The organism is Pseudomonas sp. 18-147 (assembly GCF_051048045.1).
Classification (GTDB): domain Bacteria; phylum Pseudomonadota; class Gammaproteobacteria; order Pseudomonadales; family Pseudomonadaceae; genus Pseudomonas; species Pseudomonas aeruginosa.
In genome coordinates this window covers 1577027-1601553 of record NZ_CP182296.1, presented here as the reverse complement: position 1 = coordinate 1601553, position 24527 = coordinate 1577027, and the positions used below count along the sequence as shown (strand labels likewise).

Sequence of the window (24527 nt, the reverse complement as noted above, 5' to 3'; positions counted from 1 at the left end):
CGGATCAACCGTTGAGAACCCCGGCATGATGGCGCAGGTGATCCTCGATGAAACTGGCGATGAAGTAGTAGCTGTGGTCGTAACCTGGTTGCAGACGCAGCTCCAGCGGGTGGCCGGCCTTGTCCGCCGCATTGCGTAGCGCTTCCGGCTTGAGCTGGACGGCGAGGAAGTCGTCGCGCTCGCCCTGGTCGACCAGGATCGGCAAGCGTTCGGACGCACCCTCGAGCAACGCACAGGCATCCCACTCGCGCCAGGCCGCCGGGTCCTCGCCCAGGTAGCGGGAGAACGCCTTCTGGCCCCAGGGACAATCGCTCGGATGGCAGATCGGCGCGAAGGCCGACAGCGACAGGTAGCGCCCCGGGTTGCGCAGCGCGCAAACCAGCGCGCCATGCCCACCCATCGAGTGCCCGCTGATGCCGCGCCGCCGGGACACCGGGAAATGCGCCTCGATCAGCGCCGGCAACTCGTGCACCACGTAGTCGTGCATGCGGTAGTGCGCGGCCCAGGGCTCCTGCGTGGCGTTCAGGTAGAAGCCTGCGCCCAGGCCGAAGTCCCAGGCGCCGTCGGGATCGCCGGGGACACCGCTGCCGCGCGGGCTGGTATCCGGCGCCACCAGTACCAATCCCAGTTCGGCGGCGACCCGCTGGGCGCCGGCCTTCTGCATGAAGTTCTCGTCGGTACAGGTCAGCCCGGACAGCCAGTACAGGGCCGGCAGCGCCGCCTCCGGCTCGGCCTGGGGCGGCAGGTAGATGGCGAAGACCATCTCGCAGTTCAGGGTCCGGGAAAAATGACGGTAACGCTGGTGCCAGCCGCCGAAGGTCTTCTGGCTGCCGATCAGTTCGAGGGAATCCTTCACGTGACCTCCGTGAAACGGTCGTGGCGAGCCGCAGGGCCCGCCGCGACGACTTGTCAGTAATGAATGACGGTGCGGATGCTCTTGCCTTCGTGCATCAGCTCGAAGGCCTCGTTGATGTCCTCCAGCCCCATGGTGTGGGTGATGAAGGTATCCAGCGGGATCTCGCCCTTCTGCGCCTTCTCGACATAGCTCGGCAGCTCGCTGCGCCCGCGCACCCCGCCGAACGCCGAACCGCGCCAGACGCGGCCGGTGACCAGTTGGAACGGCCGGGTGCTGATTTCCTGGCCGGCACCGGCGACACCGATGATCACCGACTCGCCCCAGCCCTTGTGGCAGCATTCCAGCGCGGCGCGCATCAACTGCACGTTGCCGACGCACTCGAAGGAGTAGTCGACGCCGCCATCGGTCAGTTCGACGATGACGTCCTGGATCGGCTTGTCGTAGTCCTTCGGATTGATGAAGTCGGTGGCGCCCAGCTCCCTGGCGATGTCGAACTTGCCCGGGTTGATGTCGACCGCGATGATGCGCACGGCCTTGGCCATCTTCGCCCCGATGATCGCCGCCAGGCCGATACCGCCCAGGCCGAAGATGGCAACGGTAGCGCCCTCTTCCACCTTGGCGGTATTCAGCACGGCGCCGATCCCGGTGGTGACGCCGCAACCAAGCAGGCAGACCTTCTCCAGCGGCGCGTCCTTGGGAATCTTCGCCAGGGAGATTTCCGGCAGCACGGTGTATTCGGAGAAGGTCGAGCAGCCCATGTAGTGGAAGACCGGCTCGCCCTTGTAGGAGAAACGGCTGGTGCCGTCGGGCATCAGGCCCTTGCCCTGGGTGGCGCGCACGGCCTGGCAGAGGTTGGTCTTGCCGGACAGGCAGAATTTGCACTTGCCGCACTCGGCGGTGTAGAGCGGGATGACATGGTCGCCCACCTGCAGGGAGGTCACGCCCTCGCCCACCGCTTCGACGATACCGCCACCTTCGTGGCCCAGGATGCACGGGAACACTCCCTCGGAATCCTGGCCGGACAGGGTGTACGCGTCGGTATGGCAGACGCCGGTAGCGACGATGCGCACCAGTACCTCGCCCTTCTGCGGCGGCGCCACATCCACCTCGACGATTTCCAACGGCTTGTTGGGGGCGAAGGCGACGGCGGCACGGGACTTGATCATCTGGGAACTCCTGAACGATGGAAGCCGGCGGGCCGCTAAGCGACCCACTGAAACGGAAAGTGTAGAAAACCACGTTTCAAGGAATAATCAGGCAATAATCAAAACATTATTGCCATACAGGGACAATCCAGATGAATCGCTGGGAAGGACTCGACGAATTCGTCGCTGTCGCCGAAACCGGGCAGTTCACCGCGGCAGCCGAACGCATGGGCGTTTCCTCGTCGCACATCAGCCGCCAGGTCGCCCGCCTGGAGGAGCGCCTGCAGACCCGCCTGCTCTACCGCAGCACCCGGCGAGTGTCGCTGAGCGAAGCCGGACAGACCTTCCTGCAACATTGCCAGCGCCTGCAGGACGCCCGCGACGAAGCCCTGCGCGCGGTCAGCGACCTCTCCGCGGAGCCCAAGGGCCTGCTGCGCATGACCTGCGCCGTGGCCTACGGCGAACGTTTCATCGTGCCGCTGGTGAATGCCTTCATGGCCGACTATCCGCAACTGCGGGTCGACATCGAGTTGTCCAACCGCCAACTGGACCTGCTCCACGAGGGCTTCGACCTGGCCATCCGCCTCGGCCGCCTGAGCGATTCGCGATTGGTCGCCACACGGTTGGCGCCACGCCTCATGTACCTCTGCGCCACCCCGGAATACCTGCGCCGCCACGGCACTCCGCAGTCGCCGGCGGAACTCGGCCAGTTCAATTGCCTGATCGGCAGCAGCGACCTGTGGAGCTTCCTCGAGGACGGCCGGGAAACCCAGCACCGGGTCCAGGGCAACTGGCGCTGCAACAGCGGCCAGGCGGTGCTCGACGCCGCCCTGCGCGGCTTCGGCCTGTGCCAGCTGCCCGACTACTATGTGATCGAGCATCTGCGCAGCGGCCGCCTGGTCTCCCTGCTGGAAGGCCACCAGCCGCCGAATACCGCGGTATGGGCGCTGTACCCGCAGCAGCGGCACCTGTCGCCGAAAGTCAGGCAACTGGTGGACTATCTCAAGGAAGGCCTGGCGCAATCCCATCCGGGACTCGCCGGGGAGAAAAACCTGCGCTGAAGCAGTAAGGCGATTCACCGCTGCGATAGACTTGGCGGTTTCCCGCTCCACCCGCTATCGATTCAAGGAAGTCGCATGTCTGCCCTCAATGCGTTTCGCCAACGCTACCTGGTGAGGTTCTGGTCGCCGCTGCCGGCGCTGGTCGCCCTCGGCGTCGCCTCCGCCTACTACTTCGCGCTCACCGGCACCTTCTGGGCGGTGACCGGCGAATTCACCCGCTGGGGCGGCCACGTGCTGTCCTGGTTCGGCTACCAGCCACAGGACTGGAGCTACTTCAGGCTGATCGGCCTTCAAGGCACGCCGCTGGACCGGATCGACGGAGTGATGATCATCGGCATGTTCCTCGGCGCCCTGTGCTGCGCCCTCTGGGCCGGCAACGTCAGCCTGCGCTGGCCGACCAGCAAACGCCGCCTGCTGCAGGGCCTGGTCGGCGGTATCGTCGCCGGCTTCGGCGCGCGCCTGGCGATGGGCTGCAACCTGGCGGCGTTCTTCACCGGTATCCCGATGTTTTCCCTGCACGCCTGGGCCTTCATGTTCGCCACCGTCGGCGGCGCCTGGATCGGCGTGAAGATCAGCCTGCTGCCGTTCCTGCGCACGCCGCTGAAAGTCGGCGCCACGGCCAGCGCCCTGCCCGACGCCGAAAGCCTGGCCCGACGCGCACGCCTGCAGGCCCGCCTGGGCCTGGCGGTGCTGGCGCTCGCCGCGCTGTTCACCGCCTGGCGCTTCGAGGTATCGCTGGTGCTGGGCATGGCCTGCCTGTTCGGCCTGCTGTTCGGCGGCCTGATCGAGCGCGCGCAGATCTGCTTCACCAGCGCCGCACGGGACCTCTGGACCACCGGCCGGACCCGCGCCGCCTTCGGCATCCTGCTCGGCATGGCGGCCGCCTGCATCGGTACCTTCGCCGCGATCCGCCTGGGCGTCGCGCCGAAGATCTTCTGGATGGGCCCGAATGCGATCATCGGCGGCATTCTCTTCGGCATCGGCATCGTCCTCGCCGGCGGTTGCGAGACCGGCTGGATGTACCGCTCGATGGAGGGCCAGGTGCACTTCTGGGTGGTCGGCATCGGCAACGTCATCGGCGGAACCCTGGTGGCGATCTTTTGGGACCAGTTGGGTACCCGCCTAGCCCTGCCCTATCCCAAGCTCAACCTGCTGGAAAGCTTCGGGCCCGGCAACGGCCTGCTGTTGACCTTCGCCGGCCTGGCCCTGTGCCTGCTGCTGGTGCAACTGAACGCCTCCCGATTCACCCGACCGCGGAAACCGAACCATGAGCCAGACCGACAAACCGACCCTGTCGCTTGACCTGCGCGGCGAACATTGCCCGTACAACGCCATCGCCACCCTGGAAACCCTGGCGACCATGCAGCCGGGCGAACGCCTGGAAGTGGTCACCGACTGCTCGCAATCGGTCCACGGGATTCCCGAAGATACCCAGCGCCAGGGCTACAAATGCCTGGCGGTGGAGCAGCATGGCGCGCTGTTCCGCTTCCTCATAGAGGTGCCGCTGGAAAGCTGAACGAGCGAGCCTGCAACGACAAGAAAGCCGACCCTCGGGTCGGCTTTCTTGTGCCAGGGTTCAGTGCGGAAAACTGCGCTGCAGGCGCAGCAGGTCTTCCGGGGTGGTGATCTTCAGGTTGTCGGCGCGCCCTTCCACCAGCTTCGGCGCATAGCCGGCCCACTCCATCGCCGAAGCCTCGTCGGTGATCGCCACGCCGGCCACCAACGCATCGGCCAGCGCCCGGTGCAGGGCGCCGAGGCGGAACATCTGCGGCGTATAGGCCAGCCAGACCACCGAGCGGTCGATGGTTTCGCTGACCCGGCCGTCGCGGTCGGAGCGCTTGAGAGTGTCCCTCGCCGGCACCGCCAGCAGCCCGCCGACCGGATCTTCGGCGAGTTCTTCGAGCAGGCGGTCGAGGTCGCCGCGGGTCAGGTTCGGCCGCGCGGCGTCATGCACCAGCACCCAGTCGTCGGCCTGTGCCCCCAACTCCAGCAGGCGCAGCAAGCCGTTCAACACCGAGCCGGCGCGCTCGACGCCCCCGGCGGCGCGCTGCACATGCCGGCTGGCGGCGCAGTCCAGCCCGGGCCAGTAGGGATCGTCCTCGGCCAGGCAGACCACCAGGCCCCTGAGCATCGGGTGTTCGAGGAAACAATCGAGGGTGCGCTCGATCACGGTGCGACCGGCAAGATCGAGATATTGCTTCGGGCGGTCGGCGCGCATGCGCGAACCCACGCCGGCGGCGGGGATCACCGTCCAGAAGGCGGGAAGGTCGGAAGTCGTCATCGGGAGAAGGGTCGTCAGCTCACTTGGCGAGCTGGTAGAGGGTTTCGCCGTCCTTGACCATGCCGAGCTCGTGCCGCGCACGCTCCTCGACGGTCTCGGTGCCTTTCTTCAGCTCGGCGACTTCGGCTTCGAGAATCCGGTTGCGCTCCAGCAGGCGCTCGTTCTCGCCATGCTGGTCGGCGATCTGCTTCTGCAGGTCGCGCACCTGCGCCAGGCTGCCATCGCCGACCCACAGGCGATATTGCAGGCCCGCCAGCGCCAGGATCAGCACCACGAACAGCCAGTAGGGGCTACGTAACCTCAAGCCTCGAACTCCTTGAGAAGAAAAGGGGTGGCTCTTGCCACCCCTTCACCGTACCAGACTAGGCTCAGCCGCGGAATTCCGCGCGACCACGGTACGGCGCCTTGGCGCCCAGTTGCTCTTCGATGCGCAGCAACTGGTTGTACTTGGACACGCGGTCGGAGCGGCACAGCGAACCGGTCTTGATCTGACCGGCGGCGGTACCCACGGCCAGGTCGGCGATGGTCGAGTCCTCGGTTTCGCCGGAGCGGTGCGAGATCACCGCGGTATAGCCGGCGGCCTTGGCCATCTGGATGGCTTCCAGGGTCTCGGTGAGCGAACCGATCTGGTTGAACTTGATCAGGATCGAATTGCCGATGCCCTTCTCGATGCCTTCCTTGAGGATCTTGGTATTGGTCACGAACAGGTCGTCGCCGACCAGTTGGACCTTGGCGCCGATCTTGTCGGTCAGGCCTTTCCAGCCGGCCCAGTCGGACTCGTCCATGCCGTCCTCGATGGAGATGATCGGGTAGCGCTGGGTCAGGCCGGCCAGGTAGTCGGCGAAACCGGCGGCGTCGAATACCTTGCCTTCGCCTTCCAGGTCGTACTTGCCGTCCTTGAAGAACTCGCTGGAGGCGCAGTCCAGGGCCAGGGTCACGTCGTCGCCCAGCTTGTAGCCGGCCTTCTCGACGGCCTCGGCGATGGCGGCCAGGGCGTCTTCGTTGGACGACAGGTTCGGCGCGAAGCCGCCTTCATCACCGACGGCGGTGTTCAGGCCACGGGCCTTCAGCACGGCCTTGAGGTGATGGAAGATCTCGGCGCCCATGCGCAGCGCCTCGGCGAAGTTCTTCGCGCCGACCGGCTGGACCATGAATTCCTGGATATCGACGTTGTTGTCAGCATGCTCGCCGCCGTTGATGATGTTCATCATCGGCACCGGCATGGAGTACTGGCCGGGAGTGCCGTTGAGGTCGGCGATGTGCGCGTACAGCGGTACGCCCTTGGCCTGTGCGGCGGCCTTGGCGGCAGCCAGGGACACCGCGAGGATCGCGTTGGCGCCCAGCTTGGCCTTGTTCTCGGTGCCGTCCAGCTCGATCATCGCGTGGTCGAGGGCTTTCTGGTCGGCCGCGTCCTTGCCCAGCAGCAGGTCGCGGATCGGGCCGTTGATGTTGGCCACGGCTTTCAGCACGCCCTTGCCCAGGTAACGGCTCTTGTCGCCATCGCGCAGCTCGAGGGCCTCGCGGGAACCGGTGGAAGCACCGGAAGGCGCGCAGGCGCTGCCGACGATGCCGTTGTCCAGGATCACGTCCGCTTCAACGGTAGGGTTGCCGCGGGAGTCCAGGACCTCACGGCCCTTGATGTCGACGATCTTTGCCATTCTTGTTAACACTCCGAAGTGAATGAACGGGGCGGTCTGAGGAGACTAGGCAGTCTCGATTGCAGGAAAGCTCTTGATCAGCTCGTCCAGTTGCTTGAGCTGGGACAGGAAGGCTTCGAGTTTGTTCAGGCGCAGCGCGCACGGACCGTCGCACTTGGCGTGCTCGGGGTCCGGATGGGCCTCGAGGAACAGCCCGGCGAGCTTCTGGCTGAGCCCGGCCTTGGCCAGGTCGGTGACCTGGGCGCGCCGGCCGCCGGCGGAGTCCGCGCGACCGCCAGGCATCTGCAGGGCGTGGGTGACGTCGAAGAATACCGGGTACTCGAACTGCTTCATGATGCCGAAGCCGAGCATGTCGACCACCAGGTTGTTGTAACCGAAGGAGGAGCCGCGCTCGCAGAGGATCAGGCGGTCGTTACCGGCTTCCTCGCACTTGGTCAGGATGTGCTTCATCTCCTGGGGCGCGAGGAACTGGGCCTTCTTGATATTGATCACCGCGTTGGTCCTGGCCATCGCCACCACCAGGTCGGTCTGTCGCGAGAGGAAGGCCGGCAGCTGGATGATGTCGCAGACCTCGGCCACCGGCTGGGCCTGGAACGGCTCGTGGACATCGGTGATGACCGGTACCTTGAAGGTCTTCTTGATCTCTTCGAAGATCTTCATTCCCTCTTCCAGGCCCGGACCACGGAACGAGTGGATCGAGGAACGGTTGGCCTTGTCGAAGCTGGCCTTGAACACATAGGGGATACCGAGTTTCTCGGTAACCCGTACGTATTCTTCGCAGACCTGCATGGCCAGGTCGCGCGACTCCAGCACGTTCATGCCGCCGAACAGCACGAACGGCAGGTCGTTGCCGATCTGGATATCGCCGACGCGAACGATCTTCTGTGCCATGCTCAGGCCTTCCCGGAATATTTCAGCGCGGCGTTGACGAAACCGCTGAACAGCGGGTGGCCATCACGCGGTGTGGAGGTGAACTCCGGGTGGAACTGGCAGGCGACGAACCACGGATGCTCCGGGGCCTCGACCACTTCCACCAGGGCGCCGTCGCCGGAGCGGCCGGAAATCTTCAGGCCGGCCTGTTCCAGTTGCGGCAGCAGGTTGTTGTTCACTTCGTAGCGATGGCGATGGCGCTCGACGATCACGTCCTTGGCATAGCAGTCGTGCACCAGGGTGCCGGTCTGCAGCTGGCACTCCTGGGCGCCCAGGCGCATGGTGCCGCCCAGGTCGGAAGCTTCGGTGCGGATCTCGGTGGCGCCGGTCGCGTCCTGCCATTCGGTGATCAGGCCGACCACCGGATGGCCGCTGGACTTATCGAACTCGGTGGAGTTGGCGTCGCTCCAGCCGAGCACGTTGCGGGCGTATTCGATGACCGCGACCTGCATGCCCAGGCAGATGCCCAGGTAGGGAATCTTGTTCTCGCGGGCGTACTGCACGGTGCTGATCTTGCCTTCCACGCCGCGCAGGCCGAAGCCGCCCGGGACCAGGATGGCGTCGACGCCTTCCAGCAGGCTGGTGCCCTGCTGCTCGATGTCTTCGGAGTCGATGTAGCGCAGGTTGACCTTGGTGCGGCTCTGGATGCCGGCGTGGGTCATCGCCTCGATCAGCGACTTGTACGCGTCCAGCAGTTCCATGTACTTGCCGACCATGGCGATGGTGACTTCACGCTCGGGGTTGAGCTTGGCATCGACCACCCGGTCCCATTCGGACAGGTCGGCCTGCCCGCACTCCAGGCCGAAGCGCTCGACGACGATGTCGTCCAGGCCCTGGGCATGCAGCACCGACGGGATGCGGTAGATGGTGTCGACGTCTTCCAGGGCGATTACCGCGCGCTCCTCGACGTTGGTGAAGAGCGCGATCTTGCGCCGCGAGGAGACGTCGATCGGGTGGTCGGAACGGCAGACCAGCACGTCCGGTTGTAGGCCAATGGAGCGCAGCTCCTTGACCGAGTGCTGGGTCGGCTTGGTCTTGGTCTCGCCGGCGGTGGCGATGTACGGGACCAGGGTCAGGTGCATCAGCATCGCGCGCTTGGCGCCGATCTCGACGCGCAGTTGGCGGATCGCCTCGAGGAACGGCTGCGACTCGATGTCGCCGACGGTGCCACCGATCTCCACCAGGGCGACGTCGGCATCGCCGGCGCCCTTGATGATGCGCCGCTTGATCTCGTCGGTGATGTGCGGGATCACCTGCACGGTGGCGCCCAGGTAGTCGCCGCGGCGTTCCTTGCGCAACACGTCCATGTAGACGCGGCCGGTGGTGAAGTTGTTGTTCTGGGTCATGGTGGTACGAACGAAGCGCTCGTAATGGCCCAGGTCCAGGTCGGTCTCGGCGCCGTCCTGGGTCACGAAGACCTCACCGTGCTGGAACGGGCTCATGGTGCCCGGGTCCACGTTGATGTAAGGGTCCAGCTTGAGCATCGTGATCTTCAGGCCACGCGCTTCCAAGATCGCAGCCAGAGAAGCCGAAGCGATGCCTTTCCCCAATGAAGAAACAACACCACCCGTGACGAAGATGTAGCGCGTCATGAAAAACCCTAGAAGTCAGCGTTTAGGCGGGATCAACCGCCGGGGATTCGGAGAAGGGAGGCCAGCTCCCGCCACGGACAAATCCGTGGGCAAAGCAAACTCCTGCTGATTCCGGAGGGAATCGGCGGGAGCAGTACAAGACGGGAGCGTAGTCTACTGGAAACGGCTTACTAGCTCAAACCCGGGTCGTTCGTCGGCGGGCTCCAGGACAGTCGCCAGCCCCCCTCGCGGGGACTGTCCAGGCCAGGAATGTTGGCCACCGCGAGCAGTTCGTCGGCTCGGAAGAGCAGCGGCAAACGACCGCGCAGGAAGCTCGGTACGCCCGCTTCGTTGAGCAATCGCTTGAGGTCGCGGCGACCGCGCCCGGCCAGGGCCAGCACCTCCCCACCCCGCCGGTAGTCGACGCGCAACGGCCCCGCCGGAACCTCGCCGAGCAACGCCAGCCGACCATTGCCGGGAAGAAGCAATGGATGAGCGGGACGCTCCCAGACGAACGGTCCCGCCGCCGCCCGCCAGTCCGCCGGCAACCACCAGATCCGCCCCGCGCCGCGACGCAGCTCGCCGCTCTCCAGGCGCCAGATCGGGTCGGCATCGTCGCCGGCATCGCGCAACGACTCCCAGCCGGCCCAGTGGTCACTGTCCGGCAACCGCGTCAGCTGCCCCAGCCAGGCCCGCAGCAGGTTGCGCTGGCGCGCAGCGCTGAGGCGGCGCAGAGGCTCCAGGGCGATCCGGGGCAGATCCAGCCAGTCCGGCCAATCCAGTTCCGAGGGTTGGCGGCAGGCCCGGAGGTCGATGGCGGCCAGTTCAGCCAGCAGGTCTTCGGCCTCGCGCAGATGCGCCGCGCAGCGCGCCATGCCGGCGACGGCCTGCGGCCAGTGGGAGGCGAGACGCGGCATGATCTCCCGGCGCAGGTAGTTGCGCGAGAAGCGCGGATCCTGGTTGGAAGGATCCTCCACCCAGTCCAGCCGGTGCGTCTGCGCATAGGCTTCCAGTTCGGCGCGGGAAACCCCGAGCAAGGGTCGGCACAGGCGGCCGCCGCCCAGCGGCCGGCTCGCCGGCATCGCCGCCAGGCCGCGCAGGCCCGCTCCACGCAACAGGCGGAACAGCAGGGTCTCGGCCTGGTCGTCGAGGTGCTGCGCGGTGAGCAGCACCTGTCCCTCGCCCAGGTTCGCCTGGAATGCGCGATAGCGGGCGTCGCGCGCCGCCTGCTCGATGCTGCCGCCAACGGCGACCTGCACCCGCTCGACCCGCAGCGGGATACCCAGCGACCGGCAGACCACCTGGCAGTGCGCCGGCCAACCGTCCGCCGCAGCCTGCAAGCCATGGTGGACATGCAGCGCCGACAGCGCCGGCAAGGCTTCGCTCCGGGCCAGTTGGGCGAGCAGATGCAGCAACACCGTGGAATCCAGCCCGCCGGAAAACGCCACGCACCAGCCCCCCGCTTCGCGCCAGGGCGCCAGGGCCTGTAACAGACGGGATTCGAGCGGCACCGCCGGCATGCTTGCGCTCCTCATGCGACAAGCCCGGCGAATGCCGGGCTTGTCGATCGTACCAGTGCGCCGGATGGCTTACGGCGCGCCGTAGCTCATCAGGCGGTCGTAACGACGCTCCAGCAACTCACCCATTTCCAGGCCCTGGAGCATCTTCAGTTGCGCCAGCAGTTCGCCACGGATCGATTCGGCCATGCTCGCCGGATCGCGATGGGCGCCGCCCAGCGGTTCGTCGATGACCTTGTCGACGATGCCCAGGCCTTTCAGGCGCTCGGCGGTGATGCCCATGGCCTCGGCGGCTTCCGGCGCCTTCTCGGCGGTCTTCCAGAGGATGGAGGCGCAGCCTTCCGGCGAGATCACCGAATAGGTGGAGTATTGCAGCATGTTCAACTGGTCGCAGACACCGATGGCCAGCGCGCCGCCGGAACCGCCCTCGCCGATCACGGTGGCGATGATCGGCGTCTTCAGTCGCGCCATCACCCGCAGGTTCCAGGCGATCGCCTCGCTCTGGCCGCGTTCCTCGGCATCGATGCCCGGGTAGGCGCCGGGCGTGTCGATGAAGGTGAGGATCGGCATCTTGAAGCGTTCGGCCATTTCCATCAGGCGGCAGGCCTTGCGATAGCCTTCCGGACGCGGCATGCCGAAGTTGCGCCGGACCTTCTCACGGACTTCGCGGCCTTTCTGGTGGCCGATGACCATCACCGGGGAACCGTCGAGGCGGGCAACGCCACCGACGATCGCCGGGTCGTCGGCGAAATGCCGGTCGCCGTGCAGTTCCTCGAAATCGCTGAACAGGTAGCCGATGTAGTCGAGGGTATAGGGACGCTTGGGATGGCGCGCGAGCTGGGCGATCTGCCAACTGGACAGATTGCCGAAGATGTTTTCGGTGAGCGCCTTGCTCTTGTCCTGCAGACGCGAGATTTCGTCGCTGATGTTCAGCGCATTGTCGTTGCCCACCAGGCGCAGCTCTTCGATCTTGGCTTGCAGGTCGGCGATCGGCTGTTCGAAATCAAGAAAGTTCGGGTTCATAGGCTTCCGTCGTGCGCAGATTCTAGTGGGCCGTTTCCGTTTGGCGCCCTACCTTACGGGATCGGGCGCCAGGGGTCGAGCCGGGAGCAAGGGCGATCCGCGTTTTCCCGCCGCAGAGCGCGGAACAACGGCGTTATCGCCCATCGCGATTAACGATAATTGAGGAAGACGTTGTCGCGCCCGAACTGGTCACGCAATGCCTGGATCAGATCGTCCGCCGGATCCACCCGCCAGCTCTCGCCGAACTGCAGCAGGGCCTTGGCGTCGGCGCTGGTGTAGTCCAGGGTGATCGGGCAGGAACCGCGATGGCGGTTGAACAGCTCGCCCAGCCAGCGCAGGCGATCGCCCTTCAACAGGTCGGCGTGCAGCTTCATCCGCAGGCTCTCCGCCAGGCCGGTACGCGCCTCCTCCAGGCTCATCACGCGCTTGGCGCGCAGGCGCAGTCCGCCGGAGAAGTCGTCCTGGCTGACCTCGCCCTCGACCACCACCAGCGCGTCGGTCTGCAGCAGCGACTGGGCCGCGGCGAAGGCTTCGGAGAACAGCGAGGCCTCGATCCGTCCGGAGCGGTCGTCGAGGGTGACGAAGCCCATCTTGTCGCCCTTCTTGTTCTTCATCACCCGCAGGTTGACGATCAGCCCGGCCACCGTCTGGGTATCGCGCGCCGGCTTCAGCTCGACGATGCGCTGGCGGGCGAAGCGCCGCACCTCGCCTTCGTACTCGTCGATCGGATGGCCGGTCAGGTACAGGCCGAGGGTGTCCTTCTCGCCCTTCAGGCGTTCCTTGAGGGTCAGCTCCTTGACCTTGCGGTGGTTGGCGTAGACATCCGCCTCCGGCTCGGCGAAGACTCCGCCGAACAGGTCCATGTGCCCGCTGTCGTGGCTGCGCGCGGTCTGCTCGGCGGCCTGGATCGCTTCCTCCATCGCCGCCAGCAGCACGGCGCGGTTGAGGTCGACGGTAGCCTGGTAGGCCTTTAGCTCGTCGTGGTAGTGCGGCCCCAGGCGATCCAGCGCACCGGCGCGGATCAGCGCTTCCAGGGTGCGCTTGTTGATGCGTTTCAGGTCGACGCGGTCGCAGAAGTCGAACAGGGTGTTGAACGGCCCGCCTTCGGCGCGGCATTCGGTGATCGCCTCCACCGGCCCCTCGCCGACGCCCTTGATCGCGCCCAGGCCATAGACGATCCGGCCATCGTCGTCGACGGTGAAGCGGAACTCGGAGTTGTTCACGTCCGGCGCCACGATGCGCAGCTTCATGTGCCGGCATTCTTCGATCAGCGTCACCACCTTGTCGGTGTTCTGCATATCCGCGGTGAGTACCGCGGCCATGAACGGCGCCGGGAAGTGGGTCTTCAGCCAGGCGGTCTGGTAGGAGACCAGGCCGTAGGCTGCCGAGTGCGACTTGTTGAAGCCGTAGCCGGCGAATTTTTCCACCAGGTCGAAGATGTTGCCCGCGAGGTCGGCATCGATGCCGTTGTTCTTGCAACCCTCGATGAAACCGCCGCGCTGCTTGGCCATTTCCTCGGGCTTCTTCTTGCCCATCGCCCGGCGCAGCATGTCCGCGCCACCGAGGGTATAGCCGGCCATGACCTGGGCGATCTGCATCACCTGTTCCTGGTACAGGATGATGCCGTAGGTGGGCTTGAGCACCGGCTCCAGGCCGGCGTACTGGTAATCGGGGTGCGGATAGGACAGCTCGGCGCGACCGTGCTTGCGGTTGATGAAGTCGTCCACCATGCCCGACTGCAGAGGACCCGGGCGGAACAGCGCCACCAGTGCGATGAGGTCTTCCAGGCAGTCCGGCTTGAGCTTCTTGATCAGCTCCTTCATGCCGCGCGATTCGAGCTGGAATACCGCAGTGGTCTCGGCCTTCTGCAGCAGCGAATAGGTCGGCTTGTCGTCCAGCGGGATGAAGTCGATGTTCACCGGCTCCAGACCCTTCTTGGCCTGCTCGCGGTTGATGATCTCCATCGCCCACTTGATGATGGTCAGGGTCCGCAGGCCGAGGAAGTCGAACTTCACCAGGCCGGCCGCCTCCACGTCGTCCTTGTCGAACTGGGTCACCAGGCCGCCGCCTTCCTCGTCGCAGGCGATCGGCGAGAAGTCGGTCAGCTTGGTCGGCGCGATCACCACGCCACCGGCGTGCTTGCCGGTACCGCGGGTGATGCCTTCCAGCTTGAGGGCCATCTCCCAGATCTCGGCGGCTTCCTCGTCGCTCTTGAGGAAGTCGCGGAGCATTTCTTCCTGCTCGTAGGCCTTATCCAGGGTCATGCCGACTTCGAACGGGATCATCTTCGACAGCCGGTCGGCGAGACCGTAGGACTTGCCCTGGACCCGCGCCACGTCGCGTACCACCGCCTTCGCCGCCATGGTGCCGAAGGTGATGATCTGGCTCACCGCGTTGCGCCCGTAGGCGTCGGCCACGTAGTCGATCACCCGGTCGCGGCCCTCCATGCAGAAGTCGACGTCGAAGTCGGGCATGGAGATCCGTTCCGGGTTGAGGAAACGTTCGAACAGCAGGTCATAGGCCAGCGGATCGAGGTCGGTGATCTTCAGCACGTAGGCCACCAACGAGCCGGCGCCCGAGCCCCGCCCGGGGCCTACCGGTACGCCGTTGTTCTTCGCCCACTTGATGAAGTCCATCACGATGAGGAAGTAACCGGGGAAACCCATCTGGATGATGATATCGAGTTCGAAGTTCAGGCGATCGACATAGACCTGGCGCTTGGCCTCGTAGTCCGGGGTGTCCTTCGGCAACAGCACCTCCAGGCGCTCCTCGAGACCTTCGAAGGAGGCGTGCCGCAGGTAGTCGTCGATGCCCATGCCATTGGGCGTGGGGAAGTCCGGCAGGAAGTACTTGCCCAGCTGCACCTCGATGTTGCAGCGCTTGGCGATCTCGACGGTGTTTTCCAACGCTTCCGGCAGGTCGCTGAACAGCTCGGCCATTTCCGCCGGCGACTTCAGGTATTGCTGGTCCGAATAGGTACGCGGCCGCCGCGGATCGTCGAGAGTCCGCCCCTCGCCGATGCAGACGCGGGTCTCGTGGGCCTCGAAGTCCTCCTGCTTGATGAAGCGCACGTCGTTGGTCGCCACCAGCGGCGCGTTGCAGCGTGACGCCAAAGCCACCGCCGCGTGGAGGTGCTCCTCGTCGTTGACCCGGCTGGTACGTTGCACTTCGACGTAGAAGCGCCCGGGGAACACCTCCATCCACTCGCGCAACAGCGCCTCGGCCTTGGCTTCCTCGCCATCGAGCAGCGCGTGGCCGATCTCGCCCTCCTTGGCCGCGGACAGCGCGATCAGGCCTTCCGCCGCCTCCTTGACCCAGTCGCGCTCGATGATGATCTCGCCATTGCGCTGGCCTTCGCTCCAGCCGCGGGAAATCAGCTCGGTGAGGTTGCGATAGCCCTTCGCGTTCATCGCCAGCAGGCTCAGGCGGCTGAGCGGGCCATCTTCCTCGCGGCTGGCGAGCCAGATGTCGGCCCCGCAGATCGGCTTGATGCCGGCGCCCATGGCGGTCTTGTAGAACTTCACCAGCGAGCACATGTTGCTCTGGTCGGTGACCGCCACCGCCGGCATGCCCAGCCCTGCCACTGCCTTGGCCAGGGGCTTGACCCGGACCAGGCCGTCGACCAGGGAGAATTCGGTATGCAGACGCAGGTGAACGAAGGATACGGTCATGAAGGCCCCGGAGCAGAAATAACGCAAAAACGACAAGGCCCGGATTGTACCGGGCCCGGTGGCAAAGCTACAGGTTCAAGAGCGGACGATGCGCCTCGGCTGCGCCGAGAAACGTCGCCCGCCCCGCGCTCAGGCGCGGCGGTCGTCCCAGATGCCCGGTTCGAGCTTCTGCTGGACTTCAGGGAACTGGCTGGCGTCGAAGGTCGGCAGCTTGCCGGCCTTGCGCTGGGCGTTATAGTCCTTGGCCAGCTTGATCGCGAGGTTGGACAGCAGCAGGATGGCGATCAGATTGGTGATCGCCATCAGGCCCATCGACACGTCGGCGAGGTTCCAGACGAACGGCAGCGAAGCCAGCGCGCCGAACATCACCATCGCCAGCACGATCAGGCGGAAGATCAACAGGCCCGCCAGGTGGTTGTGCTCGAGGAATACCAGGCAGTTCTCGGCATAGAAGTAGTTGGCGACGATCGAGGTGAAGGCGAAGAACAGGATGATCACCGCCAGGAAGTAGCGGCCCCAGTCGCCGACCTGGCTGGTCAGAGCATTCTGCACCAGCATGATGCCCTCGCCTTCCTGCGGTCCGGCCAGCAGGATGATGGCGGCGGAAGCGGTGCAGATCAGCAGGGTATCGATGAACACGCCGGCCATCTGCACATAGCCCTGGGACGCCGGGTGCGGCGGATAGGGCGTGGCCGAGGCGGCGGCGTTGGGCGCCGAGCCCATGCCTGCTTCGTTGGAGAACAGGCCGCGCTTGAAGCCGTTGAGGATCGCCGCGCCGATGCCGCCGGCGGCGGCCTCGTGCCAGCCGAAGGCACTCTTCACCACCATCGCCAGGACGCCCGGCAGTTCGCTGAGGTTGAACAGGATGATGCCCACCGCCAGCAGCAGGTAGGCCACCGCCATGAAGGGTACCGCCAGTTCGGAGAAGCGCGCGATGGAGCGCAGGCCGCCGAAGATGATCAACGCGGTGAGGATCACCACGGCGATGCCGCTGATCCAGGTCGGCACGCCGAAGGCGCCCTGCATGGCACCGGTGATGGTATTGGCCTGCACCGAGTTGAAGACGAAACCGAAGGCGATGATCAGGAAGATCGAGAACAGGATGCCCATCCAGCGCGCGCCCAGGCCCTTCTCCATGTAGTAGGCCGGGCCGCCACGGAACTGGCCCTTGTCGTCGCGAATCTTGAACAACTGGGCCAGGGTCGCCTCGACGAAGCCGGTCGCCATCCCCACCAGGGCGATCGCCCACATCCAGAACACTGCGCCGGGACCGCCGAGCGTGATCGCTACCGCCACGCCGGCGACGTTGCCGGTACCGACCCGCGCCGCCAGAGAGGTGCAGAGCGCCTGGAACGAGGAGATTCCCGAGTCGTCCGACTGGCGGCTGCCCTTGAGCACGCTGAAGGTATGACCGAAGTGGCGGAACTGGATCAGCCCCAGGCGCACGGTGAAGTACAGGCCGCAACCGACCAGCAGCCAGATGAGGATCTTGCCCCAGATAAGGCCGTTGAGCAGGTCGACGACCTGAGTGGCGAATTCTTGCATGGATAACTCCCCTGTTCCGCTTGTGGCGGATTGTTGTCAGCCGACCTCCCGGGTAGAAGGCCGCGTGTTTCGGACACACACGGAATGACGTGCGAGCCGAAGGAAATTTCGCTGTGAATGGCACTTGGCAGGAAGGGGCAGGACTTTCCGCTATTGACGTCGCTCGCCGCTTGTCACCAGGCGACAGATACGGTCAGTCACGCGACATCCGTTCAATTATTGAACAGAGACGTCCAGCAATTCGCGAACCGGCGCAAACGAGCGTCGATGGATCGGCGTCGGGCCGAGGCGGGAAAGCGCCTCGAGATGGACCGCGGTCGGATATCCCTTGTGCCCGGCCATGCCATAGCCCGGATAGACCCGGTCCAGCTCGACCATTTCCCGGTCGCGACTGACCTTGGCCAGGATCGACGCCGCAGCGATCGCCGGCACCTGGCTGTCGCCCTTGACCACCGGCGCGCAGGGCACCGCCAGTTTCGGACAACGATTGCCGTCGATCAGGGCCAGCCGCGGAGTCACGCTGAGGCCTTCGACCGCGCGCTGCATGGCGAGCATGGTGGCATGCAGAATGTTCAGCCGGTCGATCTCCTCGACCTCGGCGCGGGCGATGCACCAGGCCAGGGCCTTCTCGCGGATCTCTTCGAACAGCGCCTCGCGGCGGGCTTCGCTGAGCTTCTTCGAGTCGTTCAGGCCGAGGATCGGGCGGCTCGGGTCGAGAATCACCGCGGCGGTGACCACCGGGCCGCACAACGGACCGCGACCGACCTCGTCGACGCCCGCGACCAGATCCTCCACCAGATTGAAATCCAGACCCAGTTGCATCAGCGGCGCTCCACCAGTTGCAGGACGGCTTCCGCCGCCTGTGCCGAGGCATCCTGGCGCAAGGCCCGATGGATGGCATCGAAGAATTCCACCTGCTGTGAGCCGTCGTCCAGCAGCGGCAAGAGGGTTGCGGCCAGCGCTTGCGGAGTCGCGGCGTCCTGGATCAGCTCCGGCACCAACAGGCGTCCGGCCAACAGGTTCGGCAGGGAGATGTACGGGCTTTTCACCAAGCGCTTGAGAATCCGGTACGTCAACCCGGCGACCCGATAAGCCACCACCATCGGCCGCTTGTAGAGCAGCGCCTCGAGAGTCGCGGTGCCGGAGGCGATCAGCACCGCATCGCAGGCGGCAAGCGCTTCATGGGACGCACCGTCGAGCAGCGTCAGCGGCAGAGGCTCGCGGCCCTGGAGCATCTGCTCGATCTGTTCGCGCCGTGCAGCGCTGGCGCAGGGCAGCACGAAACGCAAGCCCGGCCGTTCGACGAGCAGACGCTGGGCGGTGTCGAGGAACAAGGCGCCGAGCTTGCCGACCTCGCCGCCGCGACTGCCCGGCATCAGCGCCAGCACCTGTCCGTCCGCCGGCAATCCGAGCCGCGCGCGGGCCGCAGCGCGATCCGCCTCCAGGGGAATGGTGTTGGCCAGGGGGTGGCCGACGAAACGCACAGGCACCCCATGCTCTTCGTAGAAACGTGCTTCGAAGGGGAACAATGCCAGCATCAGGTCGCAGGCTTCGCGAATCTTCAGCACCCGCTTCTGCCGCCAGGCCCACACCGAAGGGCTGACGTAATGCACGGTGCGCAGGCCAGCCTGGCGCAGCTTGTGTTCGACGCCGAGGGTGAAGTCGGGAGCGTCGATGCCGATCATCACATCCGGCCGGGCCTCGATGAGCGTGCGGATCAGGCGCTTGCGCCGTCGCAACAACTCCGGCAGCCGGCCCAGTACTTCGACCAGGCCCATTACCGACAGGCGCTCCATGGGAAAATAGCTGGACAGCCCTTCGGCCTCCATGCGCGGCCCACCGACGCCGATGAACTCGATATCCGGGTGCCGCGCCCGCAGCGCCTGCATCAGTCCGGCCCCGAGGATGTCGCCGGAGGCCTCGCCGGCGACCAGGGCTACGCGTAATCCGTCAGCCATGGCTCAGCGGGTGATGCCGCGGGTTGCGCTCTGGATGGAATCACGGAACACCGCGACCTCGGGGAACTGGGCAGCGCTTTCGGCCAGCTCGGCCAGGGCTTCCTCGACGGTATGTCCCTGACGATAGACCACCTTGTAGGCACGCCGCAGGGCATGGATGGCCTCGCTGCTGAAGCCGCGCCGACGCATGCCTTCGAAGTTCATGCTGCGGGCTTCGGCCGGGTTGCCGAAGACCGTCACGTAGGCCGGGACGTCCTTGCCGATGGCGCTGCCCATGCCGGAAAAGCTGTGCGCGCCGATCCGGCAGTACTGGTGCACCAGGGTGTAGCCGGACAGGATCGCCCAGTCGTCCACGTGGACATGCCCGGCCAGCGCCGTGTTGTTCACCAGGATGCAATGGTTGCCGATCACGCTGTCATGGCCGATATGCGCATAGGCCATGATCAGATTGTGGTCGCCAATGGTGGTTTCCGCGCGATCCTGGACGGTTCCGCGATGGATGGTCACGCCTTCGCGGATCACGTTGTGGTCACCGATCACCAGGCGCGTCGGCTCGCCCTTGTATTTCAGGTCGGGAGTATCCTCGCCGACGCTGGAAAACTGGTAGATGCGGTTGTGCTTGCCGATCTTCGTGGGGCCCTTGAGCACCACGTGCGGACCGATCACCGTCCCTTCACCGATCTCCACTTCCGCCCCGACGATGGACCACGGGCCCACCTGGACGTCAGCCGCCAGCCTGGCGCTCGGATCGATGATGGCGCGAGGATCGATCAAACTCATAGTTTGCGTTCCGCACAGATGATTTCAGCCGAGCATACCGGCTTGTCGTCGACGGTAGCGTGGCAGTCGAATTTCCAGATGCTGCGCTTCACGCTGATGAACTTGGCGTGCAGTTGCAGTTGGTCGCCCGGCAGGACCGGCTGGCGGAAGCGCAGCTTGTCCGAACCGACGAAGTAGTAAAGGGTGCCGTCGGCGGGCTTCACGTCGAGCATCTTGAAACCGAGGATACCGGCCGCCTGGGCCATCGCCTCGATGATCAGCACGCCCGGCATGATCGGGTGCTCGGGGAAATGTCCGTTGAAGAACGGCTCATTGATACTGACATTCTTGTAGGCGCGAATGCGCTTGCCCTCGATGTCCAGCTCTACCACCCGATCCACCAGCAGGAAAGGATAGCGATGAGGCAGGTATTCGCGAATCTCGTTGATGTCCATCATGTTAGGGGGAGCCTGTTCAGAAAAGGGTGACGCAAAAAACGTCAATTACGCATCAGATGAAGCGTCACCGCTTGAGGTCACGGCAGCCAGGCGTTTTTCCAGCTGCTGAAGTCGACGCGCCATGTCGTCCAGTTGACGAATGCGCGCGGCGCTTTTTTTCCATTCGGCCGCCGGTTGCATGGCGGTACCGGAGGAATACGATCCCGGCTCGGTGATCGAGCGGGTCACCATGGTCATGCCGGTCACGAAAACGTTGTCGCAGATCTCGATATGGCCGACCAGGCCAACGCCGCCGGCGAGCATGCAATGCCTGCCGATCTTGGCGCTGCCGGAAATGCCGACGCAAGCGGCCATGGCGGTATGATCGCCGATCTGCACGTTGTGCGCGATCATGATCTGGTTGTCCAGCTTCACACCGTTGCCGATCAGCGTATCGGACAGTGCTCCACGGTCGATGGTGGTGTTCGCGCCGATCTCGACGTCGTCACCGATGGTCACCCCGCCGATCTGGGCGATCTTCTGCCAGACGCCCTTCTCGTTGGCGAAACCGAAACCTTCGCCGCCGATCACCGCGCCCGACTGGATACTCACCCGCGCGCCGATGGTGACGTCGTGGTAGAGCGTGACCCGCGGCGCCAGCCAGCCGCCTTCGCCGATCACGCTACGGGCTCCGATCACGCAGTGCGCGCCGATGCTGACGCCAGCGCCGATGCGGGCGCCACTCTCGATCACCGCATAGGCGCCGACGCTGGCGCTCGGATCGACCTCGGCGTCCGCCGCGACGATGGCGGTAGGATGGATACCGGCGGCCGCCTTCGGTTTGCGATCGAACAGGTGCGACAGGCTGGCATAGGCCAGGTAGGGGTTGGCCACCACCAGCGCGGTACCGGCGAACCCGTCGGCGTCGGCAGCCGTCAGCAGGACGGCGCCGGCACGGCTTTCGGGCAGGTACTTGCGATACTGCGGGTTGGCCAGGAAGCTCAGCTGAGCCGGTCCGGCCTCCTGCAAGGTCGCCAGGCCCTGGATCGGCAGGTCCGCGTCGCCACGGACTTCCGCGCCGACATGCGCGGCCAGCTGGCCCAGGGTGTAGGACAAGGTACTCATCATCAACGCAGCTGGTTCATCCGCTCGATCACCTGGCGGGTGATGTCGTATTGCGGCTTGACGTCGACCACGGCGCCACGTTCGATGACCATGTCGTAACCACCTTTCTTGATGGTCTCCTCGACGGCCTGGTCCAGCTTCGGCTTGAGTTTCTTCAGCATGTCGCGGTCGGCGGCGGCCTTCGACTCGTTCAATTCCTTGGACTGGAACTGGAAGTCACGGGCCTTCTGCTTGAAGTCCAGCTCGGCCTTCTCGCGGTCGCCCTGGGACATCTTGCTGCCGTTGGAAACCAGCTTGTCCTGCAGAGCCTTGGCGTCGCGCTCGAGGTTCTTCAGCTTGTTCAGCTGGGGGCCGAACTTCTTCTCGGCATCCACGGCGTATTGCTTGGCGGCATCGGACTCGAGCAGCGCCATCTGGTAGTTGAGCACCGCGATCTTCATTTCAGCGAACGCCGAAGGAGCCGCCATGATGGCTGCGGTGATCAGGACGAACTGGGTGAACTTACGCACGATGCACTCCTGCACAAAGCATGGTTTCGTTACTCGGTACTACGTACAAATCAGAAGGTCTGGCCCAGGGAGAACTGGAAGACCTGGGTTTCCGCGTTGTCCGGCTTCTTGATCGGCGTCGCCAGGCTGAAGCTCAGCGGGCCCAGCGCGGTGATCCAGGTCAGGCCGACGCCCACGGAACTGGCGAGGTTGTCGGTCTTGATGCCGTCGCAGTTGGTGGTGGTCTTGGTCGGGCAGTCGGTATCGAAGGTGCTACCCACGTCCCAGAACAGCACGGTACGCAACTGGCGCTGGTCCTTGACGAACGGCAGCGGGAACAGCAGCTCGGCGCCGCCGGTGATCAGGATGTTACCACCGAAGGCTTCGGGATCCTGGTCTGGATCCCTGACGGTTCCAGGTCGACCACCTTCCGCCTCTCCACGGCTCGGAGTACTACGAGGCCCCAGCGTGCTGTCCTTGAAGCCCCGCACCGAGTTGAAGCCGCCGGCGTAGTAGTTCTCGTAGAACGGCAGGCGCTCGGTGGATCCGTAGCCGTCGCCATAGCCCAGCTCGGTGTGGAAGCGCATGGTGTAGTTGTCGGTCAGCGGGGCGAAGACCTGGCCACGGTAGTCGATCTTGTAGAACGACAGGTCGCTGCCCGGCAGGGTGGTTTCCAGGGTCAGGCTCTGCGAGTGACCACGGGTGGCCAGTACGCCCTTGTTCAGGGTCGATTCGGACCAGCCGATGGAAGCCTTGAAGTTGGTGAAGTTGTCGCCTTCCTTGTCGAGGAAGTCGTAGATCTCGTCCACGGTGTAGCGGCCGGTGTCGATCTGGTCGCGCTGCACGCTCAGGCCATAGGTCAAGCGCGAGGTCTCGCTGATCGGGTAGCCGATGCTCATGCCGGCGCCCAGGCTGTTCACCGAGTAGCTGGCGACGTCGACGTCGAGTTCGTCGTAGTCGGTCTTCCGGTAGAAGGCATTGTAGCCGAGGCTGACGCCGTCGACGGTCCAGTAGGGGTCGACGAAGCCGAAGTTGTAGCGGGTTTGGTATTCGCTGCGGGTCAGGCCGATGCTGACCTTGTTGCCGGTACCCAGGAAGTTGTTCTGGCTGATCGAGCCACCGAGGATCAGGCCGGCGCTCTGGGCGAAGCCGACGCTGGCGGTGATCGAGCCGGACGGTTGCTCTTCGACGCTGTAGTTGACGTCGACCTGGTCGTCGGTGCCGGGAACCGCCGGGGTCTCGACGTTGACTTCCTTGAAGTAGCCGAGGCGCTCCAGACGGGCCTTGGACTGGTCGATCAGGTAGGTGGAGGCCCAACCGCCTTCCATCTGGCGCATTTCGCGGCGCAGCACTTCGTCTTCGGTCTTGGTGTTGCCGCGGAAGTTGATGCGGTTGACGTAGGCGCGCTTGCCCGGGTCGACGACGAAGGTCACCGAGACGGTCTTGTCGTCGTCATGGGCTTCCGGCACGCCGTTGACGTTGGCGAAGGTGTAGCCCTCGTTGCCCAGGCGACGGGTGATTAGGTCGGAGGTGGTGGTCATCACCTTGCGCGAGAACACCTGGCCCTTCTGTACCAGCAGCAGGCGCTTCACTTCCTCTTCCGGCACCTTCAGGTCGCCGGTCAGCTTCACGTCGCGGATGGTGTACTTCTCACCCTCGTTGATGTTGACGGTGATGTAGACGTGCTTCTTGTCCGGGGTGATGGATACCTGGGTGGAGGCGATATCCATGTTGATGTAGCCGCGGTCCAGGTAATAGGAGCGCAGGCGCTCGAGGTCGCCGGAGAGCTTTTCGCGGGCGTACTTGTCGTCGTTCTTGAAGAACGACAGCCAGTTGGTGGTCTTCAGTTCGAACAGGTCGGTCAGGTCTTCTTCGGAGAAGACGGTGTTGCCCACCACGTTGATGTGGGAAATCGCGGCGACCGTGCCTTCGTTGATGTTGATCTTCAGCGCGACGCGGTTGCGCGGCTGCGGGATCACTTCCGCGTTGATCTCGGCCGAGTAGCGGCCCTGGGCCACGTACTGGCGTTGCAGCTCGTTGCGCACGCCTTCGAGGGTGGCGCGCTGGAAGATCTCGCCCTCGGCCAGGCCGGACTGTTTCAGGCCCTTGAGCAGGTCTTCCTTGGAAATCGCCTTGTTGCCCTCGATCTCGATACTGGAGATCGACGGGCGCTCGACTACAGTGACTACCAGCACGTTGCCATCGCGGCCGAGCTGGATGTCCTGGAAGAAACCGGTCTTGAACAGGGAGCGGGTGGCCTGGACCAGGGCCTGGTCGTCGATGGTCTCGCCGACGTTCAGCGGCAGGGCGGCGAACACGCTACCGGCGGACACGCGCTGCAGGCCATTGACCCGGATATCGGAAACAGTGAAGGACTCGGCGTGAACCTCGGCGATCATCAGCGCTGACAGCAGCGCGGGTAGCAGAAAGCGTTTCATGGAGTCCTTTTTTTCCAACTGACAAATAGAGAATCTGCCGCAAAGGGCGGCAGATTCGAATTCA

The 24527-nt window shown here is 64.9% G+C and carries 21 protein-coding genes; 3 read left to right on the top strand and 18 right to left on the bottom strand.

The genetic code is table 11. The features are described from left to right. Positions 1–4: 4 nt before the first annotated feature. Positions 5–856, bottom strand: a complete 852-nt coding sequence (fghA, locus tag ACM0M4_RS07815; protein WP_003113869.1) for an S-formylglutathione hydrolase — start codon at positions 854–856, stop codon at positions 5–7. 53 nt (positions 857–909) lie between these two features. Continuing rightward, entirely contained in the window at positions 910–2022 is a 1113-nt protein-coding gene (locus ACM0M4_RS07810; RefSeq protein ID WP_019484566.1) for an S-(hydroxymethyl)glutathione dehydrogenase/class III alcohol dehydrogenase, read from the bottom strand. A 131-nt stretch (positions 2023–2153) separates the two neighbouring features. Here ACM0M4_RS07810 and gfnR point away from each other — a divergent pair, with 131 nt between their 5' ends. The 3 genes from gfnR (at position 2154) to yedF (ending at position 4578) form a co-directional block, all read left to right on the top strand. Continuing rightward, positions 2154–3062, top strand: coding sequence for a glutathione-dependent formaldehyde neutralization regulator (gfnR, locus tag ACM0M4_RS07805; RefSeq protein WP_003129947.1), 909 nt, complete (start codon positions 2154–2156; stop codon positions 3060–3062). Positions 3063–3137: 75 nt separating this feature from the next. After that, positions 3138–4364: a selenium metabolism membrane protein YedE/FdhT gene (yedE, locus tag ACM0M4_RS07800; RefSeq protein WP_023128657.1), complete on the top strand. Its 1227-nt coding sequence runs from the start codon at positions 3138–3140 to the stop codon at positions 4362–4364. Beyond that, a complete protein-coding gene (gene yedF / locus ACM0M4_RS07795) occupies positions 4330–4578 on the top strand; it encodes a sulfurtransferase-like selenium metabolism protein YedF (protein ID WP_003092358.1) in 249 nt (82 codons plus the stop codon). Before yedE ends, yedF begins: the two co-directional genes overlap by 35 nt. Before the next feature lie 60 nt (positions 4579–4638). Here yedF and ispD read toward each other — a convergent pair whose 3' ends face one another. The 16 genes from ispD to bamA form a co-directional block, all read right to left on the bottom strand. Next, complete coding sequence (gene ispD / locus ACM0M4_RS07790) at positions 4639–5343, bottom strand: 2-C-methyl-D-erythritol 4-phosphate cytidylyltransferase (protein WP_003122146.1); 705 nt, start codon at positions 5341–5343, stop codon at positions 4639–4641. 19 nt (positions 5344–5362) lie between these two features. Beyond that, entirely contained in the window at positions 5363–5647 is a 285-nt protein-coding gene (ftsB, locus tag ACM0M4_RS07785; protein ID WP_003098569.1) for a cell division protein FtsB, read from the bottom strand. A 64-nt stretch (positions 5648–5711) separates the two neighbouring features. Then, positions 5712–7001 carry a phosphopyruvate hydratase gene (gene eno, locus ACM0M4_RS07780; RefSeq protein WP_003092364.1) on the bottom strand — a complete coding sequence of 430 codons (1290 nt, stop codon included), beginning with the start codon at positions 6999–7001 and terminating at the stop codon, positions 5712–5714. 45 nt (positions 7002–7046) lie between these two features. Next, on the bottom strand, positions 7047–7892 hold the full coding sequence (gene kdsA, locus ACM0M4_RS07775) for a 3-deoxy-8-phosphooctulonate synthase (protein WP_003092365.1): 846 nt from the start codon (positions 7890–7892) through the stop codon (positions 7047–7049). A 2-nt stretch (positions 7893–7894) separates the two neighbouring features. Further along, the gene (locus tag ACM0M4_RS07770) at positions 7895–9523 is read right to left on the bottom strand and encodes a CTP synthase (RefSeq protein ID WP_003092366.1); all 1629 of its coding nucleotides are present in this window, start codon (positions 9521–9523) and stop codon (positions 7895–7897) included. 170 nt (positions 9524–9693) lie between these two features. Beyond that, positions 9694–11022: a tRNA lysidine(34) synthetase TilS gene (tilS, locus tag ACM0M4_RS07765; protein ID WP_003122145.1), complete on the bottom strand. Its 1329-nt coding sequence runs from the start codon at positions 11020–11022 to the stop codon at positions 9694–9696. Positions 11023–11091: 69 nt separating this feature from the next. Beyond that, complete coding sequence (accA, locus tag ACM0M4_RS07760) at positions 11092–12042, bottom strand: acetyl-CoA carboxylase carboxyl transferase subunit alpha (RefSeq protein ID WP_003109333.1); 951 nt, start codon at positions 12040–12042, stop codon at positions 11092–11094. Between the two features lie 149 nt (positions 12043–12191). Then, positions 12192–15713 carry a DNA polymerase III subunit alpha gene (gene dnaE, locus ACM0M4_RS07755; protein ID WP_010793360.1) on the bottom strand — a complete coding sequence of 1174 codons (3522 nt, stop codon included), beginning with the start codon at positions 15711–15713 and terminating at the stop codon, positions 12192–12194. Between the two features lie 129 nt (positions 15714–15842). Continuing rightward, entirely contained in the window at positions 15843–17258 is a 1416-nt protein-coding gene (locus ACM0M4_RS07750; RefSeq protein WP_003092370.1) for an alanine/glycine:cation symporter family protein, read from the bottom strand. 216 nt (positions 17259–17474) lie between these two features. Continuing rightward, positions 17475–18080 (bottom strand): ribonuclease HII, encoded by a 606-nt coding sequence (gene rnhB / locus ACM0M4_RS07745; protein WP_003098580.1) that lies wholly within the window; start codon positions 18078–18080, stop codon positions 17475–17477. Next, positions 18080–19216 carry a lipid-A-disaccharide synthase gene (lpxB, locus tag ACM0M4_RS07740; RefSeq protein ID WP_023102901.1) on the bottom strand — a complete coding sequence of 379 codons (1137 nt, stop codon included), beginning with the start codon at positions 19214–19216 and terminating at the stop codon, positions 18080–18082. Before lpxB ends, rnhB begins: the two co-directional genes overlap by 1 nt. Before the next feature lie 3 nt (positions 19217–19219). Then, positions 19220–19996, bottom strand: a complete 777-nt coding sequence (gene lpxA / locus ACM0M4_RS07735; RefSeq protein WP_003092373.1) for an acyl-ACP--UDP-N-acetylglucosamine O-acyltransferase — start codon at positions 19994–19996, stop codon at positions 19220–19222. After that, positions 19993–20433, bottom strand: a complete 441-nt coding sequence (gene fabZ / locus ACM0M4_RS07730; RefSeq protein WP_003092375.1) for a 3-hydroxyacyl-ACP dehydratase FabZ — start codon at positions 20431–20433, stop codon at positions 19993–19995. Before fabZ ends, lpxA begins: the two co-directional genes overlap by 4 nt. Positions 20434–20478: 45 nt before the next feature. Then, positions 20479–21540, bottom strand: a complete 1062-nt coding sequence (gene lpxD, locus ACM0M4_RS07725) for a UDP-3-O-(3-hydroxymyristoyl)glucosamine N-acyltransferase (protein ID WP_003098585.1) — start codon at positions 21538–21540, stop codon at positions 20479–20481. Beyond that, the gene (locus ACM0M4_RS07720) at positions 21540–22046 is read right to left on the bottom strand and encodes an OmpH family outer membrane protein (RefSeq protein ID WP_003098586.1); all 507 of its coding nucleotides are present in this window, start codon (positions 22044–22046) and stop codon (positions 21540–21542) included. Before ACM0M4_RS07720 ends, lpxD begins: the two co-directional genes overlap by 1 nt. A 50-nt stretch (positions 22047–22096) precedes the next feature. Then, the gene (gene bamA / locus ACM0M4_RS07715) at positions 22097–24463 is read right to left on the bottom strand and encodes an outer membrane protein assembly factor BamA (protein ID WP_031684375.1); all 2367 of its coding nucleotides are present in this window, start codon (positions 24461–24463) and stop codon (positions 22097–22099) included. Positions 24464–24527 lie beyond the last annotated feature (64 nt).